Origin of the sequence: Marinobacter suaedae (assembly GCF_030519635.1) — a bacterium.
GTDB lineage: Bacteria > Pseudomonadota > Gammaproteobacteria > Pseudomonadales > Oleiphilaceae > Marinobacter > Marinobacter suaedae.
Map to the genome: position 1 here is coordinate 104,528 of NZ_JAUMIS010000002.1, position 17,839 is coordinate 122,366.

General features: G+C 56.6%; 14 protein-coding genes. 11 read left to right on the plus strand and 3 right to left on the minus strand.

Going from position 1 to position 17,839, the window contains the following annotated elements; translation table 11 throughout:
* Window positions 1-34: 34 nt before the first annotated feature.
* From ftsH to ggt, 3 genes are read right to left on the minus strand one after another with little or no spacing between them, the layout of a single operon-like run.
* Window positions 35-1,969: an ATP-dependent zinc metalloprotease FtsH gene (gene ftsH / locus QVZ43_RS09320; RefSeq protein ID WP_223795464.1), complete on the minus strand. Its 1,935-nt coding sequence runs from the start codon at window positions 1,967-1,969 to the stop codon at window positions 35-37.
* Window positions 1,966-2,214: a thiamine-binding protein gene (locus QVZ43_RS09325; RefSeq protein ID WP_302909722.1), complete on the minus strand. Its 249-nt coding sequence runs from the start codon at window positions 2,212-2,214 to the stop codon at window positions 1,966-1,968. Before QVZ43_RS09325 ends, ftsH begins: the two co-directional genes overlap by 4 nt.
* Before the next feature lie 43 nt (window positions 2,215-2,257).
* Window positions 2,258-4,021: a gamma-glutamyltransferase gene (gene ggt, locus QVZ43_RS09330; RefSeq protein ID WP_302909723.1), complete on the minus strand. Its 1,764-nt coding sequence runs from the start codon at window positions 4,019-4,021 to the stop codon at window positions 2,258-2,260.
* 141 nt (window positions 4,022-4,162) lie between these two features.
* On the opposite strand from ggt, the gene purU reads away from it, so the two are divergent.
* From purU to lapB, 11 genes are all read left to right on the plus strand, one after another.
* Window positions 4,163-5,017, plus strand: a complete 855-nt coding sequence (purU, locus tag QVZ43_RS09335) for a formyltetrahydrofolate deformylase (RefSeq protein WP_223795467.1) — start codon at window positions 4,163-4,165, stop codon at window positions 5,015-5,017.
* Window positions 5,018-5,145: 128 nt separating this feature from the next.
* Complete coding sequence (gene gyrA / locus QVZ43_RS09340; RefSeq protein WP_302909724.1) at window positions 5,146-7,752, plus strand: DNA gyrase subunit A; 2,607 nt, start codon at window positions 5,146-5,148, stop codon at window positions 7,750-7,752.
* Between the two features lie 46 nt (window positions 7,753-7,798).
* On the plus strand, window positions 7,799-8,881 hold the full coding sequence (gene serC, locus QVZ43_RS09345; RefSeq protein ID WP_302909725.1) for a 3-phosphoserine/phosphohydroxythreonine transaminase: 1,083 nt from the start codon (window positions 7,799-7,801) through the stop codon (window positions 8,879-8,881).
* Window positions 8,882-8,883: 2 nt separating this feature from the next.
* Window positions 8,884-9,981 (plus strand): prephenate dehydratase, encoded by a 1,098-nt coding sequence (gene pheA / locus QVZ43_RS09350; protein ID WP_302909726.1) that lies wholly within the window; start codon window positions 8,884-8,886, stop codon window positions 9,979-9,981.
* A gap of 20 nt (window positions 9,982-10,001) precedes the next feature.
* On the plus strand, window positions 10,002-11,126 hold the full coding sequence (gene hisC / locus QVZ43_RS09355) for a histidinol-phosphate transaminase (protein WP_302909727.1): 1,125 nt from the start codon (window positions 10,002-10,004) through the stop codon (window positions 11,124-11,126).
* Between the two features lies 1 nt (window position 11,127).
* A complete protein-coding gene (locus tag QVZ43_RS09360) occupies window positions 11,128-13,353 on the plus strand; it encodes a bifunctional prephenate dehydrogenase/3-phosphoshikimate 1-carboxyvinyltransferase (protein WP_302909728.1) in 2,226 nt (741 codons plus the stop codon).
* Window positions 13,354-13,355: 2 nt separating this feature from the next.
* Window positions 13,356-14,036: a (d)CMP kinase gene (cmk, locus tag QVZ43_RS09365; protein WP_302909729.1), complete on the plus strand. Its 681-nt coding sequence runs from the start codon at window positions 13,356-13,358 to the stop codon at window positions 14,034-14,036.
* 129 nt (window positions 14,037-14,165) lie between these two features.
* Entirely contained in the window at window positions 14,166-15,857 is a 1,692-nt protein-coding gene (rpsA, locus tag QVZ43_RS09370) for a 30S ribosomal protein S1 (protein WP_223795474.1), read from the plus strand.
* A gap of 137 nt (window positions 15,858-15,994) precedes the next feature.
* Window positions 15,995-16,291, plus strand: a complete 297-nt coding sequence (locus QVZ43_RS09375) for an integration host factor subunit beta (protein WP_007154691.1) — start codon at window positions 15,995-15,997, stop codon at window positions 16,289-16,291.
* Between the two features lie 55 nt (window positions 16,292-16,346).
* Complete coding sequence (locus tag QVZ43_RS09380) at window positions 16,347-16,649, plus strand: LapA family protein (protein ID WP_223795475.1); 303 nt, start codon at window positions 16,347-16,349, stop codon at window positions 16,647-16,649.
* Window positions 16,649-17,818, plus strand: coding sequence for a lipopolysaccharide assembly protein LapB (gene lapB, locus QVZ43_RS09385; RefSeq protein ID WP_302909730.1), 1,170 nt, complete (start codon window positions 16,649-16,651; stop codon window positions 17,816-17,818). The genes QVZ43_RS09380 and lapB overlap by 1 nt, the downstream gene beginning before the upstream one ends.
* Window positions 17,819-17,839: the final 21 nt, after the last annotated feature.

Genomic DNA, 17,839 nt, shown 5'->3' on the forward strand with positions numbered 1-17,839 from the left:
GAGTGTGCGCAGTCATCAAACGTGAGATGTCTGCCTAACCAGAACTCCGGGCGGGATGGGCGCGAACGCTGGTCGTGGCTTGCCCGCCCAGAATCGCGTCGATCGCTTCGCCGTCGAGGGTTTCTTTTTCTAGTACCGCTTTTGCGAGAGCGTCCAGCTGGTCTTGGTGGCTGGTCAGACAGTCAATCGCTTCTTTTTCCAAAGCCTGAAGCTGTGACTGGATCTCCGTATCGATTTGTTCGGCCATCTTCTCACTGTATTCCCGTGGTAAGCCCATTTCCCGCCCCAGGAATACGTGCTCCTCACCGATGCTAAGGCCAAGGGGCCCAAGCTTTTCGCTCATGCCCCATTGACCGATCATCTTGCGCAACAGGTGGGTGGCTTCCTTCAGGTCGTTTTGAGCGCCGGTGCTGACTTCCCCGTAGACCAGCTTTTCGGCGGCCCGACCTCCAAGCATGACTTTGATTCGGTCCCTCAGATAACTCTCGGTGTAGGTGTAGCGGTCTTCTTTGGGGGTTTGTTCGGTCACCCCCATGGCCATGCCGTGGGGAATAATGGTAATGCGTGTCAGCGGGTCGGCCTTGGGCGCGTAGTAGGCAATCAGCGCGTGGCCGCATTCATGGTAGGCGACGGCTTTGCGTTCTTCGGGGGACAGCTGTGAGTCCCGTTCCTGCCCCAGCACGATGCGGTCCCGGGCTACCTCAAAACAATGGGCATCCACCTGCTGGCGGTTTTCACGGGCGGCAGTCAACGCGGCTTCGTTCACCAGATTTTTAAGGTCGGCACCGGACAGCCCGATGGTTCGCGCGGCCAGGGCTTCGAGGTTTACATCGTCGGCCAGGGGTACCTTGCGGACGTGGACTTTCAGAATGGCTTCGCGGGCATCCTTATGTGGTCGGTCCAGGGTGATCGTCCGATCGAACCGGCCCGGACGAAGCAGAGCAGAGTCCAGCACGTCGGGTCGGTTGGTGGCAGCCAGAACCAGTATGTTTTCATGGGGCTCAAAACCATCCATTTCGGTCAGGATCTGGTTCAGGGTCTGTTCCCGTTCGTCGTGTCCACCACCCAGCCCGGTTCCTCGTGAGCGACCCACTGCGTCCAGTTCATCGATAAAAATCAATGAGGGGGCTTCTTTGCGTGCTTCCTGAAACATATCCCGGACACGGGCGGCGCCAACACCTACAAACATTTCAATGAATTCCGAGGCGCTGATGCTGAAAAAAGGTACCTCTGCTTCGCCCGCAATAGCCCTTGCAAGGAGTGTCTTGCCGGTACCAGGAGGTCCTACCAGCAACACGCCTTTGGGCATGTCGGCGCCTACGGCCCGGTATTTTTCCGGCGCCCTGAGGAAGTCGATGATCTCGGTGATGTCCCGCTTGGCGGATTCAATGCCGGCCACGTCATCGAGCGTGGTGGTGGAGGTTTCCTTGCGCGCCAGGCGTGCCCGGGATTTGCTGAAATCAAAGACTCCGGTTCCTTGCCCGATCCGTTTCTGGGCGTTGCCCCAAAGCCAGAACATCAACGCCAGGAACAGCAACCAGGGCAGGAAGGCCTGGAGCAGCTGTTGCCACCAGGGCAGGCCGGACGGCGTAGCGCGTATGGTGACCTCTTGTTGTTCCAGCAACTCCAGCAGCTCGGGATCTTCCATGGGGGGACGTATGGTCTGAAAGCCCCTGGTGGATTCACCGGACGCGTTGCCTGAATCAAAGCGGCTGGCGCCCAGATCGGTGAATTGTCCACGAATCTGCTCTTCATGAAGAGTGACTTCGGCGACCTGGCCGTCGGCTACTGCGGTTTTGAAGTCCGAGTAGGCGAGCTCTGCGTCTCGGGGTTGCCGGTCTTCCTGCATCCACATAACCAGCAGGAAGAGCAGGGCGCTGAGCCAAAGGAAGGAGTACTGCTTGGGCAGCGTAGGTTCGGAGGGGGAATCCTCTGGCTTGCGCGGGTCTGGCTGGCTGGGTTGGGTCATCGGGGCCTCCGGTCTCCCTCCATGATTTTGGCCACGAACACTGATTTGCCATAGGTCTCGAACGACCACTTCATGGTGTCGGAGAGAACCGCCATGACTTCATCATACTCGCCGAAGATTTCTGTGCTCATGCGTCCCGGATACACTTCCAGCCCGGTTTGCTCCAGTCGGGCAATCAGGTCCCAGATCGGTTGTTTGTAATCGTCCTTAAGTGGGTAGCAGCTCAGCTGCACAGACAGGTACATAGGCGTGCTTCCTTAAAACGTCTGCAAAATGTCCGACACCCTGTCAGTAGCCCATGGCCGAGGAGGTGCTGCGCCGCGGATCCGCCGCGCCATACAGGGTGCCATCCTCTCCGATCATGATACTCTGGATTGCCCCCATCGCCGAATCTTCGATCACCTTGTGGCCCCGGGATTCCAGCAGCCGGACGGTGTCCGGGCTGATGCCCTGTTCAATGCGGATCTGGTCAGGCAACCACTGGTGATGGATGCGGGGTGAATTAACCGCAGTCTGGATGTTCATGCCGTGGTCAATCACATTCATGATCACCTGCAGGGTGGTGGTGATGATCCTGGAACCTCCGGGGCTGCCGGTGACCAGAAAGGTCTTGCCATCCTTCTGGACAATGGTGGGGGACATGGAGCTGAGCATGCGCTTGCCCGGTTCGACCTTGTTTGCCTCACCACCAATCAAACCGTAGGCATTGGGCACCCCGGGTTTGGCGCTGAAATCGTCCATCTCGTTATTCAGCAGGAAACCTGCGCCCTGAACAGTGATGCCTGAGCCATAACTGAAGTTGATGGTGTAGGTGTTTGAGACCGCATTGCCCCATCGGTCGACCACCGAAAAATGGGTGGTCTCCGGGCTTTCATAGCTTGCCGGCTCCCCGGACTTTATCTCGCTGGCGGGGCGGGCCTTATCTTTTGAAATGCCGGCACGCAGGGACTCTGCATAGGCCTTGCTGGTCAGTCCACCAAGGGGAACCTCAACGAAGTCGGTGTCGCCGAGGAACTGGGAGCGGTCTGCGTAGGCCAGTTTCATGGCTTCGGCCATCCAGTGGATGGTGTCAGCGGAATTGTGACCAGCCTCCTTGATCGGCAGCCCTTCAAGGATGTTCAGGATCTGGACGATGTGGGTTCCGCCAGAGGACGGGGGCGACATGGAGTAAATGTCGTAGCCCCGATAGGTGCCATGAGCGGGGGTGCGAACGACGGGTTTGTAGGCTTTCAGGTCCTCTTTGGTGATCAGGCCGCCATGGCGTTTCATTTCATTGGCAATTAACTGGGCGGTTTTGCCCTCATAGAAGCCGGCTACACCCTCTCCGGCGATTCGCTGCAGGGTTTGCACCAGGTCAGGCTGGCGGAATATCTCGCCGGGCTGATAGGTGTCACCATTCCGTTTATAGAAAGCCTTCACGCTGGCGGGCCATTTCTCCAGCCGGGGCCGTGCCTCGTCCAGCCCGGTGGTGAATCGCCGTGGCACCACGAAACCATTGCGGGCCAGGTCGAGGGCCGGTGCCAGTGCTTGCTTGAGCGAGATGGTGCCATGGCGCTCGAGGGCCAGCGCGAGCCCTGCGACAGTGCCGGGAACGCCCACCGCCAGATGGGAGAAACGACTGAGTTCGGGTACCGCCTCCCCATGTTCATCCTGGAACATGGTTTCGGTGGCTGCAGCAGGGGCTGTTTCCCGGTAATCAATAGCTTCCGGTGGGCTGCCATCGCCCTTGGCGATCAGCATGAAGCCGCCCCCGCCAATATTGCCGGAGCGGGGTTGCGTCACGGCGAGGGCAAATCCTGCGGTCACGGCGGCGTCAACGGCATTGCCGCCATCCTGAAGCACCTTGAGCGCGACTTCGGTGGCGACAGTGTGACTGGTGGCTACCATGCCTTGAGTGCCTACTGCGGGGATGAAGCGATCCCCGGTGAAAATGGCTTCGGCGTGGACCGCCGGAGAGGCACTAAGCGTCAGCACCAGTCCAATCAAAAGTTGCCTGAGGTAAGGGCCAGTTTCTGGCGTTTTCGTGGCAGTCCGGTGTCGCCGTTCGTCCATGATTCTCTTCCTCGTTTCTGGCGTTTAGATAGGCTATGATAGCCGGTCATTTTCATAGGTGCGTCCGGCCATTTGGCGTGGTCCGGTCAAGATTTGATCGGCGCACCTGCTTGCCTGAAGTTTAGTTAAGGAAAGGGGTTCATGGAGCATACCTACCGTCTTGTGATTTCCTGCCCGGATCGGGTCGGCATTGTTGCCAAGGTGAGTAACTTCCTGTCGACCTACAACGGCTGGATTACCGAAGCCAGTCATCACTCCGATACCCAGGCCGGCCGGTTCTTCATGCGGCATGAGATCAAGGCCAGTTCCATTCCGTTCGGGCTTGATCAGTTCCGGGCCGCTTTCGAGCCGATTGCCCGCGAATTCGATATGGAGTGGCACATTGCGGATTCGGCTCAGCCGAAGAAAGTCATTCTCATGTGCAGCAAGGAATCCCACTGTGTGGCGGATCTCCTGCACCGCTGGCACAGCAAGGAAATCAATGCCCAGATCGTGGCGGTGGTTTCAAATCATGATGATCTGCGCCGGATGGTGGAGTGGCACGAGATACCCTATCACCATGTCCCGGTGAGCGCGGAAAACAAGGATGAGGCATTTGCCCACATTGAGGGGCTGTTCCAGCAGTACGACGTGGATGTGGTTGTTCTGGCCCGCTACATGCAGATCCTGCCGGCCGAGTTGTGCGAGAAATACGCCGGTAAGGTGATCAACATTCACCATAGCTTCCTGCCATCGTTTGCTGGGGCCCGTCCCTATCATCAGGCATACAGCCGCGGGGTAAAGCTGATTGGTGCGACCTGCCACTACGTGACTCAGGACCTGGATGAAGGTCCGATCATTGAGCAGGACGTCATACGTGTCACTCACAGTGACTCCATTGAGGACATGGTTCGCCTCGGCAAGGATGTCGAAAAGAACGTGCTGGCCCGTGGTCTTCGGTCCCATATCGAGGATCGCGTCATCACCTACGAAAACAAGACCGTGGTGTTTGACTGAGAGTTGCCGACAATCGCCCCGCTGGAGGGCGTTTGTGGTAGACTCGGGCGCTTGATCAAAGAATAACTAGGGGGCCGACCCAACGGCCCTGACACGACATTTCAGATAATGCAGAGGAACCTTTCTCGATGGGTGAATTAGCCAAAGAGATCCTGCCGGTAAATATTGAAGACGAGCTTAAACAGTCCTACCTCGATTACGCCATGAGCGTCATCGTGGGCCGGGCACTGCCCGACGTGCGAGACGGACTGAAGCCGGTCCACCGGCGGGTGCTGTTCGCCATGTCCGAGCTGAACAATGACTGGAACAAGCCCTACAAGAAGTCCGCCCGTGTGGTGGGTGACGTTATCGGTAAATACCACCCGCATGGTGACTCTGCGGTCTACGACACCATCGTCCGTATGGCGCAACCGTTTTCCCTGCGCTATCCGCTGGTCGACGGCCAGGGTAACTTTGGTTCCATCGACGGTGATAACGCGGCAGCGATGCGTTACACCGAGGTGCGGATGGAAAAGATGGCCCATTCGCTGCTGGCCGATCTGGAAAAGGAAACGGTCGACTTCGTAGACAACTACGACGGCACCGAGCAGATTCCCGAGGTTCTTCCAACTCGCATTCCCAACCTTCTGGTAAACGGTTCCTCCGGTATCGCGGTTGGTATGGCGACCAATATTCCGCCGCATAACCTCACCGAAGTAGTGAACGGCTGTCTGGCACTGATTGATGATCCGGATCTGGGCGTCGATGACCTGATGGAATATATTCCGGGGCCGGATTTCCCGACCCAGGGCATCATCAATGGTCGTGCAGGCATCGTCGAGGCTTACCGCACCGGTCGTGGGCGCATTTACATCCGTGCCCGCCACGAAATCGAGCAGGACAAGAAGACTGGCCGCGAATCCATCATCATCACCGAGCTGCCGTACCAGCTGAACAAGGCTCGCCTGATCGAAAAGATCGCCGAGCTGGTGAAGGACAAGAAGATTGAGGGCATCTCCGAACTTCGGGATGAGTCGAACAAAGAAGGTATCCGCGTGGTTATCGAGCTGCGTCGAGGCGAAAACCCGGAGGTTGTGGTCAACAACCTGTTCGCCCAGACCCAGCTTGAAACCGTTTTTGGTATCAACACGGTTGCGCTGATTAACGGCGAACCCAAGACCCTCAACCTGAAAGAGCTGCTGGAAGCCTTCCTGCGCCACCGCCGCGAAGTGGTGACCCGCCGGACCATCTTTGAGCTGCGCAAGGCCCGCGAACGCGGCCACATCCTGGAAGGTCTGACTGTCGCGCTGGCTAACATCGACGAGATCATCGAGCTGATCAAGGCCTCACCGTCTGCCGCGGAAGCCAAGGAAAAGCTGATGGCCAAGGGCTGGGCCCCGGGTGATGTGATGGCCATGCTGGAACGTGCGGGCGAAGATGCCTGTCGTCCGGACGATCTGCCGGAAATCTACGGCCTGCACAACAACCTTTACCATCTTTCTCCAGAACAGGCTCAGGCCATTCTGGACCTGCGTCTGCATCGCCTGACCGGTCTTGAGACCGAGAAGCTGCAGAACGAGTACAAGGACATCCTGGAGAAAATCGCCGATCTGCTGGATATCCTGAGCAACCCGGAGCGTCTGCTCCAGGTGATTCGCGACGAACTGAATGAAGTGGTGAATGACTACGGCGACGAGCGTCGTACCGAAATCACCAGCTCCCGTCGTGACCTGACTATTGCCGATCTGATTGATGAAGAAGATCTGGTGGTAACCATTTCTCACGGTGGTTACGCCAAAACTCAGGCTGTTGAGGATTACCAGGCCCAGCGTCGTGGTGGTCGAGGCAAGGCGGCAACGTCCATGAAGGACGAAGACTTCATTGAAAAACTGCTGGTCGCCAACTCCCACGATACCATTTTGTGCTTCTCCGACCGCGGCAAGGTTTACTGGTTGCGGGTGTTTGAGATTCCCCGGGCCAGCCGGGCATCCCGTGGTCGTCCCATGGTGAATATCCTGCCGTTGGACGAGGGTGAGCGTATTACCACCTTCCTGCCGGTACGGGATTACCCGGAAGACCAGTTTGTGCTGATGGCGACGTCCAAAGGTGTGGTCAAAAAGACACCGCTGCCTAATTTCTCCCGTCCTCGCAGCAGTGGCCTGATTGCGCTTTCTCTGGACGACGGCGACACCCTGATCGGCACCGCCATCACCAACGGCGATGCGGAAGTCATGCTGTTCTCCAGTGCTGGTAAGGCCGTGCGCTTTAACGAGGACGCGGTTCGTCCGATGAGCCGGACCGCACGTGGCGTTCGCGGCATCCGTATGCCGGAAGGGCACGAAGTGGTGTCCCTGATTATTCCGGAAGACGGCGGCGTGATTCTGACGGCCAGTGAAAACGGCTATGGCAAGCGCACATCCATTGATGAGTTCCCGACCTACAGCCGTGGCAGCCAGGGCGTTATTGCCATGCAGTGCTCTGAGCGGAACGGTAACCTGGTTCGCGCCCTCCAGCTGTTCGACGGTGACCAGATGATGCTCATCTCTGATACGGGCACCCTGGTACGGACCCGCTCAGACGAAATCTCGGTACTGAGCCGGAACACCCAGGGCGTTCGCCTGATCAAGCTAAGCCAGGAAGATGAACGCCTGGTTGGGGTTGAGCGCATCGCTGAATCGGACGATGAAGACCCGGAAGATCTGGCGCTGGATGCTGCCGGTGACAATGACTCGGAAGAAGCTGCCGGCGAGGAATAAACCGGCACTGATACAACATCAGTGAGTAGTGAGAGATAAAAGGACTATGAGCAGGGCGTATAACTTTTGTGCTGGTCCGGCCACACTGCCGGAGGCGGTGCTGAACCAGGCGCGTGAGGAAATGCTGGACTGGCGCGGTACGGGCATGTCCGTGATGGAGATGAGCCACCGCAGCGACGAGTTTGTGCAGATTGCAGAAACTGCCGAGCGGGATTTTCGCGAGCTCGCCGGTGTCAGCGATGATTACGCAGTCCTTTTTATGCAGGGTGGGGCGTCCAGTCAGTTCGCCACCATCCCCCTCAATCTGCTGCCGGAAGGCGGTAGTGCTGATTACGTGAATACCGGGATCTGGTCGAAGAAAGCGATTGCTGAAGCGAAACGTTACGGCGACGTGAACGTGGCTGCCAGCGCAGAAACCTCTGGTTTCAGCGAAATTCCCGACCAGGCCTCGTGGCAGACCCGCGCCGATGCCGCCTACCTGCATTACACGCCGAACGAAACCATTGGTGGTTTGGAATATGACTTCATTCCGGATAGCGGTTCGGTACCGCTGGTGGCGGATATGTCGTCCACCATTCTTTCCCGGCCGATGGATTTTTCGAAGTTTGGTCTGGTTTATGCCGGTGCTCAGAAGAACATCGGACCGTCTGGCCTCGTAGTCGTGGCGATTCGGAAGGACCTGCTGGGCAAGGCCCGCAGCAATACCCCGACCATGATGAATTATCAGGTCATCGCGGATAACGGTTCCATGTACAACACCCCGGCCACCTACTCCTGGTATCTGGCCGGACTGGTGTTCCAGTGGTTGAAGGCACAGGGTGGCGTCACCGCCATGGCGGCAGTCAATGAGCGCAAGGCAAAGAAGCTCTACGGCTTCATTGATGGCAATGACTTTTATGCGAACCCTATCAAGCCGCGTTTCCGTTCCTGGATGAATGTGCCGTTCACGCTTGCGGACGAGTCCCTTAATGGTGAATTCCTTAAAGGGGCGGACGCCCGTGGTCTGCTTAATCTCAAGGGGCATCGCTCTGTCGGTGGTATGCGTGCCAGTATCTATAACGCCATGCCGGAGGCTGGTGTTGACGCATTGATCGATTACATGACTGAATTTGCGAAGGAGCGTGGGTGATCATGACGGACGAACAAACCCGTTTGGGGCAGTTGCGGGAAGAAATCGACAGTCTGGATCAGCAGATCATGGATCTGATCAGTGCCCGTGCACGCTGCGCCCAGGAAGTCGCCCATGTGAAAATGGACTCGAATCCCGAGCAGGATGTGTTCTTTTACCGTCCGGAGCGTGAAGCCCAGGTACTGAGGCGCATCAAGGAGGAGAATCCGGGGCCTTTGTCGTCCGAAGAAATGGCGCGACTCTTCCGGGAGATTATGTCGGCGTGTCTGGCGCTTGAAAAGCCCATGCACATTGCTTTCCTGGGGCCCGTTGGAACCTTCACCCAGGCCGCCGCGCTCAAGCATTTCGGCCATTCGGTGATCAGCGTCCCGCTGCCGGCCATCGATGCAGTGTTCCGGGAAGTCGAATCGGGATCTGCGCACTATGGTGTGGTACCTGTGGAGAACTCCACCGAAGGCATGATCAATCACACCCTCGATATGTTCATGTCGTCGCCTCTGAAAATCTGTGGCGAGGTTCAGCTTCGTATTCACCATCATTTGCTGGTGTCGCCGAAGCATAAGGATCAGGAAATCACCCGGATCTACTCCCATCAGCAGTCTTTCGCCCAGTGTCGCCAGTGGCTGGATACCCATCGATACGGTATCGAGCGGGTGACCGTTTCCAGTAACGCCGAAGCAGCACGTCGGGCAGCCGAAGAGCCGGGCACCGCGGCGATTGCCGGCGACATGGCGGCCGAACTTTACGGCCTTGAGTTGCTGGCAAACAGCATTGAAGACCGGCCAGATAACACCACCCGATTCCTGATCGTCGGGCGCGAGGAAGTCCCGGCCAGCGGGCATGATAAATCCTCGATTCTGGTATCCATGCGCAACAAGCCGGGCGCCCTTTATCAGCTGCTGGAGCCCTTCCATCGTCACGGTATCAGCCTGACCCGGATCGAAACACGGCCTTCGCCCAGTGGCACCTGGGCCTATGTGTTCTACATCGATTTCGAGGGGCACATGGACGACGAGCAGGTTAAGAAGGTGCTTGCTGAAGTGGACGAGGAAGCTGTTGAACTCAAGCGGCTGGGGTCGTACCCGGTCGGCGTGCTTTGAGCCGAAAAGGATGAAAGGCTATGGCCATTGATTACCAGCGTCTGGCCGTCGAGGGTGTGCAATCGTTATCGCCCTATCAGCCGGGCAAGCCCATTGACGAGCTGGCTCGAGAGTTCGGGCTTGATCCGGCAAGCATCGTAAAACTCGCCAGTAACGAAAATCCTCTGGGTCCCAGTGACAGGGCTCTGGCAGCGGCGCAGAAAGCGTTGTCTGATCTGTGTCTCTACCCGGATGGTAATGGCTTTGATTTAAAACAAGCCCTTTCCGTCCGGCTCGGGGTCAAAGCCGATCAGATTACCCTGGGTAATGGCTCGAACGATGTACTGGAAATCATCGCACGTTGTTTTGCAGATGCCGATGACGAAGTCATTTTCTCACAGTATGCTTTTGCGGTTTATCCGCTGGTCACCCAGGCTGTTGGCGCAAAAGGTGTGTGCGTCCCGGCTCTGGAGTGGGGGCATGACCTCGATGCCATGGCCAATGCGATCACCGACCGCACCCGTTTGATTTTTGTCGCCAACCCCAACAACCCGACCGGAACGGTACAGGGCAGGGCGGCGATCGAGGCGTTTTTGGATCGGGTACCAGCCAACGTGATTGTGGTTTTGGATGAGGCCTACTGCGAATACCTCTTGGGCAATGAGTATCCCGATGGAATCCAGTTGCTGCCGCGTTATCCGAACCTGATTGTCTGCCGGACTTTCTCAAAGGCCTGGGGGTTGGCAGCCCTGCGCGTGGGCTACAGCATTTGCTCTCCGGAAATAACGGATGTCCTCAATCGGGTCCGCCAGCCTTTCAATGTGGATTCGATTGCATTGGCGGCGGCTACTGCGGTTCTGGAGGACGAAGCCTACCTGCAGCGTTCCCGTAAGGTAAATGAAGCAGGCCTGAGGCAACTGGAGGCGGCATTCGAACGTCTTGGCCTTGAGTACATTCCCTCTGTTGGAAACTTCATTGCCGTGGACGTGGGAGAGCAGTCTCAGGAAGTGTTTCAGTCGCTGCTTGCGCAAGGTGTAATTGTTCGGCCGGTCGCTGGTTATGGGATGCCTTGCCATCTGCGGGTGTCAGTCGGTTTGTCTGAAGAGAACGATCGCTTCGTCGAGGCGCTTGAACATTCCCTGAACAAGATCCGGCAAGGAGGCTGACATGTCTGCCCAGCCGCCTGTATTCAATCGTGTCGCCGTGATTGGTCTCGGCCTGATTGGCGGTTCACTGGCCTGTGCGGTTCGACGTCGCGGGCTGGCCGGTTCAGTGGTCGGCTACGACAAACGGCCTGATGAACTGTCTCTGGGCGAATCCCTGGGGGTGATCGATGAAGCCGCTGACTCGCTTGAACAAGCGGTAAAAGGCAGTGACCTTGTAGTGTTGGCGGTACCCGTTCGAGCGACGCGAGCGGTTCTTCAGGAGATCAAGCCCTGGCTGGATGATGCGGTCGTGCTTTCGGATGTAGGGAGCACCAAAACCAGCTTTGTGGAAGACGTAAAAGCGGTTTTTGGTTCGGTGTCGCCATCTGTCATTCCGGGGCACCCCATTGCCGGTTCAGAAAAGAGTGGCATCCGTGCGGCTAACCCCGATCTCTTCAACAATCACAAGGTTATTCTGACGCCGGGAGACGATGCGGATCCTCAGGCGTTGTCAAGTTTGAGGTCGCTTTGGGAGGGCTGTGGCGCGAATGTGCTGACCATGTCGCCCAGATACCACGATGAAGTTCTGGCGGCGACCAGTCACTTGCCCCATCTTATTGCGTTTTCACTGGTCGATACCCTGGCGGGTGAAGACGAAAATATGGATATCTTTCGTTATGCTGCCGGAGGGTTTCGGGATTTTACCCGTATCGCCGCAAGCGACCCGGTGATGTGGCACGATATCTTTCTATCCAATCGAGAGGCGGTACTGCGGGTGATTGATCATTTCACCCACGACCTTGATCAGCTCAGATCGGCCATTGCGGATCAGGATAGCGCCAAGCTGTTGCGAGTTTTTAGTCGCGCCAAGGCGGCGCGGGAACATTTTTCCAAGATACTTTCAGGACAGGCTTTCGTGACAAACCACAGCGACAAACAGGTAACCTTCCGTCTCCAGCCAGGAGGCGCTGTATCCGGAGAATTTCGGGTTCCGGGCGATAAATCCATGTCCCATCGCTCCATAATGCTGGGTGCTCTCGCCGAGGGCGTGACTGAAGTGACCGGGTTTCTCGAGGGCGAAGACAGTCTGGCCACTCTTCAGGCGTTCCGGGATATGGGCGTCACCATTGAAGGGCCGGATAATGGCTTTGTGCGCATCCATGGTGTTGGCATGAAGGGGCTGCAGGCTCCTCGCGGCCCGCTGTATCTTGGTAATTCCGGCACTGCTATGCGCCTGTTTGCGGGGCTGATGGCTGCTCAGTCTTTCAATTCCGAGCTCACCGGTGACGCAAGTCTGTCCAAGCGCCCAATGGGGCGTGTAGCCGATCCACTGCGGGCCATGGGGGCCGTGATCGATACCGAAGGGGGCGGTCGTCCGCCTATGCGGATCAAAGGCGGTCAAAAGCTCACCGGGATTCACTATGAAATGCCCATGGCCAGCGCCCAGGTAAAATCCTGCCTGCTGCTGGCTGGTCTCTATGCCGACGGCAGCACGTCAGTCACCGAACCCGCCCCAACCCGGGATCATACCGAGCGGATGTTGTCCGGTTTTGGTTATCACGTATACCGGGATGGCCCGACGGCGAGTGTGAGCGGTGGCGGCGAATTGTCTGCGACCAATATCGATGTGCCCGCCGATATATCCTCGGCCGCCTTCTTCCTCGTCGCTGCCAGTATCGCTCCTGAATCGGAGCTTGTTCTTCGCCATGTAGGGATTAACCCCACGCGCACCGGGGTGATCAACATCCTGAAGCTCATGGGTGCGGACATCGATATCTTTAATGAGCGGGAGATTGGCGGTGAGCCGGTAGCCGATATCCGGGTTCGCTCGGCGGAGCTCAAAGGTATTGATATTCCGGAGGATCAGGTGCCTCTGGCCATTGATGAGTTCCCGGTGCTGTTTATCGCAGCTGCGTGTGCAAAAGGGCGGACGGTACTCCGTGGCGCTGAGGAGCTGAGGGTAAAAGAAAGTGATCGCATTCAGGTCATGGCTGATGGACTCGAGGCGGTGGGCGTGAAAACCACCGTTACCGCCGATGGTATTGTCATTGATGGCGGGCAGACCATTGCTGGCGGTGTGGTGAATAGCCATGGAGACCACCGTATTGCCATGTCCTTTGCGGTTGCGTCCTTGCGCGCGGAGGGAGAGATCGAAGTAAGGGATTGTGCCAATGTTGCCACGTCGTTCCCGGGCTTTGTTGAACTAGCCCAAAATTGTGGTATCCAGATCGCTGCCGAAGGAGCTTGATCATGAGCGACAATCCAGTGCCGGTTATCACTGTGGACGGCCCGGGTGGGGCCGGTAAGGGTACAGTGACTCAGATGCTTGCCAAGCGGCTGGGCTATCACTTGCTTGATAGCGGCGCACTCTATCGTCTGACTGCTCTGGCGGCAGCGCGGCAGGGCGTTTCCCTTGATGACGAGGCAGCGTTGGTTCAAGTGGCGGCGTCACTGGATGTTGCGTTCGAGCCCACGCCCCCTGGTGAGCCGGCAAGGGTGATGCTCGCCGGTGAGGACGTCACCTCTGAAATCCGGACCGAAACCTGCGGCAATAATGCCTCAAAGGTGGCGGTCATGCAGCCAGTGCGGGATGCGCTATTGCAACGGCAGCGAGACTTTCGGGAGGCCCCCGGACTGGTCGCTGACGGTCGGGACATGGGCACTGTTGTGTTCCCGGATGCTCCGGTCAAAATTTTTCTGACCGCCAGTGCCGAGGAACGCGCCCGACGGCGTTATCTTCAGTTGAAGGACACTACCGCCGGTGTTACCATTGACGCCCTTTTAAAGGAGATAAAGGCGCGCGACGATCGGGATATGAACCGTTCCGCGGCCCCTCTCAAACCGGCAGATGATGCGCAAGTCATTGACTCTACAGGTTTGAGTATTGAGGAGGTGTTAGGGAGGTGCATGGTCGCTGCAGGCCAGGCCTGACCGCACCTTTTTGTTGTTGAAATGCCGGATGCGGCGTTAACGGCCAGCCACTGGCTGCATCCGGACAGTATTAACAGACCGTGTTGCTGGTATCACGGATACACTTGCGTTGATTGCATAGGACAGATAATGAGCGAGAGCTTTGCGGATCTTTTTGAAGAAAGCCTGAAAGAAATCGATATGCAACCAGGTTCCATCGTCCAAGGAACCGTGGTTGATGTTGATAACGACTGGGTCACCGTTAACGCCGGACTGAAGTCCGAAGGCGTTATCCCCGCCTCCCAGTTCCGTAACGAAAAAGGCGAGTTGGAAGTTGCTATCGGCGACCTGGTTGACGTAGCTCTGGACGCGGTAGAAGACGGTTTCGGTGAAACCCGTCTATCCCGTGAAAAGGCGAAGCGTGCCGAAGCCTGGAAGGTGCTTGAGAAGTCCTTCGAAGCAGAGGAAGTGGTTAAGGGTATCATCAACGGCAAGGTCAAGGGTGGTTTCACCGTCGATCTGTCCGGTATCCGTGCCTTCCTGCCGGGCTCTCTGGTTGACGTTCGTCCGGTTCGCGACACTGCGCACCTGGAAAACAAAGAGCTCGAATTCAAGGTTATCAAGCTCGACCAGAAGCGTAACAACGTCGTTGTTTCCCGCCGTGCCGTTCTGGAAGCTGAGAACAGTGCTGAACGCGAAGCTCTGCTCGAAACCCTGACCGAAGGTCTGGAAATCAAGGGTATCGTCAAGAACCTGACCGACTACGGTGCATTCGTAGATTTGGGCGGTGTTGACGGCCTGCTGCACATCACTGACATGGCCTGGAAGCGCATCAAGCATCCGAGCGAAATCGTTAACGTTGGTGATGAAATTAACGTTAAGGTTCTGAAGTTCGACCGTGAGCGTAACCGTGTATCCCTGGGGCTGAAGCAACTGGGCGAAGATCCTTGGGTTGATATCAAGGGCCGCTACCCAGAAGGTAGCAAGGTCACGGCTCGTGTTACCAACCTGACCGACTACGGCTGCTTTGCTGAGCTGGAAGAAGGTGTTGAGGGTCTGGTTCACGTATCCGAAATGGATTGGACCAACAAGAACATCCATCCGTCCAAGGTTGTCCAGGTTGGCGACGAAGTGGGCGTGATGATTCTGGACATCGACGAAGAGCGTCGTCGTATCTCTCTGGGTATCAAGCAGTGTGTTTCTAACCCGTGGGAAGATTTCTCCAGCAACTTCAACAAGGGCGACCGCATCTCCGGTAAGATCAAGTCCATCACTGACTTCGGTATCTTTATCGGCCTGGACGGTGGCATCGACGGTCTGGTGCACCTGTCCGACATCAGCTGGAACGAAACCGGTGAAGAAGCCGTTCGCCAGTACAAGAAGGGTGACGAAGTTGAGACCGTTATCCTGTCTGTTGATCCGGAGCGTGAGCGCATTTCCCTGGGTATCAAGCAGCTCGAGAGCGATCCGTTTGCTGAGTTCGTTCAGCTGAACGACAAGGGCTCCATCGTGAAGGGTACTGTATCTGCTGTTGACGCGAAGGCGGCAACTATCGCTCTGAACGACGAAGTTGAAGCTGTTCTGAAGGCGTCCGAAATCAGCCGTGACCGTGTGGAAGACGCACGCAACGCGCTGAAGGAAGGCGAGGAAGTTGAAGCGAAGATCATCAGCATCGATCGCAAGAACCGCATCATCAACCTGTCTGTCAAGTCTAAGGACGTTGAAGAAGACAAGCAGGCGCTTGAGAATGTGCGGAGTAAGTCTGCGGAAGCTTCTGGTGCGACCACCATCGGTGATCTCATCAAGGAACAGATGCAGCAGCAAAACGCCAACAAGGACTGAGTTCCTCGTCTGGCAAGCTAAAAAAACGGGCTCTAAGAGCCCGTTTTTTTTGTGTTTTTTTTAGGTTTGGCTAAACTAGTGGTCAGAATAGCCCGGTAAGAAGACGGTCGAAAAATAAAGATAGAGGGAAGCGCCTCATGACGAAGTCGGAACTGGTCGAGCTGATTGCATCGAAACAAACGCAGTTGTCCGTTAAAGATGTGGAGTTGGCAGTAAAAACCATCATCGAGCATATGTCCCAGTCGCTCGCCGATGGTCAACGAATTGAAATTCGGGGGTTCGGTAGTTTTTCCCTTCACCACAGGGCAGCCCGTACCGGCCGTAATCCGAAGACGGGTGAGGCGGTTCAGCTGCCTGCCAAGTTTGTGCCTCATTTCAAGCCCGGAAAAGAGCTTCGGGAACAGGTAAACGACAGTCTGAAGAAAGGTTTCTAGATTGTTGAATCAGGGAAAACGGGCGATCTGAACGCCCTTCGAGGAGTGCCTTTTTATGGCGGGATTACGGAAAATTTTGATCATTCTGTTGGTTCTGGCCCTCGTGCTGTTGGCGCTTGTGTTCTCGTTGAATAATCAGATGGCGGTATCGCTCAACTTCTTGCTGTTTGAAACAGCACCACATGGAGTCGCGGTCTGGATCATCATGTCGTTTGTGATTGGTGCGCTGGTTGGTGTGCTTCTCACGTCTCTCGCCACTCTTGGCACGTCTGTTTCGCGGCGTAGCCTCAAGAAAAAACTCACTCGTGCCGAACAGGCGCTGGAGAAATCCCAGGTTCAGAACGACCGGACGATTTAATGGATATAGTTCTTCAGTGGCTGCTCTTGACTGCAGCCGTTGCCGCAGGGTGGGCGTTAGCGCGGCTCAGTAACCCTGCCTCCCGGTCTCGAAAGAGTATTTCCGACGAAAGTTCTGTACGAGAAAGGCTTCAGTTTCTTTTTACCAATTATTCCGATCAGGCCGTTGATAACTTCGTTCAATCTCTGGCGGTCAACAAGGACACTGTCAGCCTTCACCTTTCCATTGGAAGCCACTTTCGCCTGAAGGGGGAGACCGAGCGGGCTATTCTTATTCACCAGAATCTGTTGGCTCGGCCAGATCTGCCTTCCCGGTTTTCCCCGCAAGTGACGCTGGAGCTGGCCAAGGATTATCTGAACGCCGGACTTCTTGATCGGGCCGAAGCCTTGCTGCAGGAGTTGATGGGGGATCGCGAATACGGTCAGAGGTCGGCATTGCAGCTGATCGAGGTGTATCAACAGGAAAAAGAGTGGCATAAGGCAGCGGATGTCGCGCGGACGCTCGCAAAGGCCGGGGCTGACCCTTCGGTATCCAAGTCGCTGGCCTACATCACTTGTGAGCTTGCGGATGAGGCTTTTAGAGAGGATGATCGCTGGTCGGTTCAGAAGCTTTGCAAAGAAGCGCTGGAGTACGACCCCTCTTGCGTGAGGGCAACGTTGATCCTGATGAAGTTGCAGATACGTCAGGGCAATTTTCGCGATGCCAGCAACCAGAGCCTGAAAATATTCGACCAGAATCCCGAGTTCGGACCGGAGGCTGTGGATCGCCTGATGCGTCTGGAAAATGAGCATGGTGATGTGGGGCGCCTTGGCAGGAAGTTGCGTAAGCTCTATGAGCGCTATCCCAGTACCAGTCTTTTGTTGGCGTTGGCCGATTCCGTTGAGCGATCTTCCGGACGTCCGGCAGCAATCGAATTGCTGCGGCAGGAGCTGGAGGTTCGGCCCAGTGTTCGGGGGCTGCTTCGTTTGGTTGCGCTGGCTGGGTATGAAAAAGGCATGACCACGGATGAGGGGCGTCTGGTCAGTCGAATAGGGCATCTTATCCTGCAGAACCGCCCGGTTTATCGATGTGTGAGCTGTGGTTTTTCCGGTCAGCAGTTGCACTGGCTTTGCCCCAGTTGCAAAGAGTGGGAGACGGTTCGGCCCATTCAGGGTGTTGAAGCAGAATAAATTTTCAAGTTTCCAGGGTAG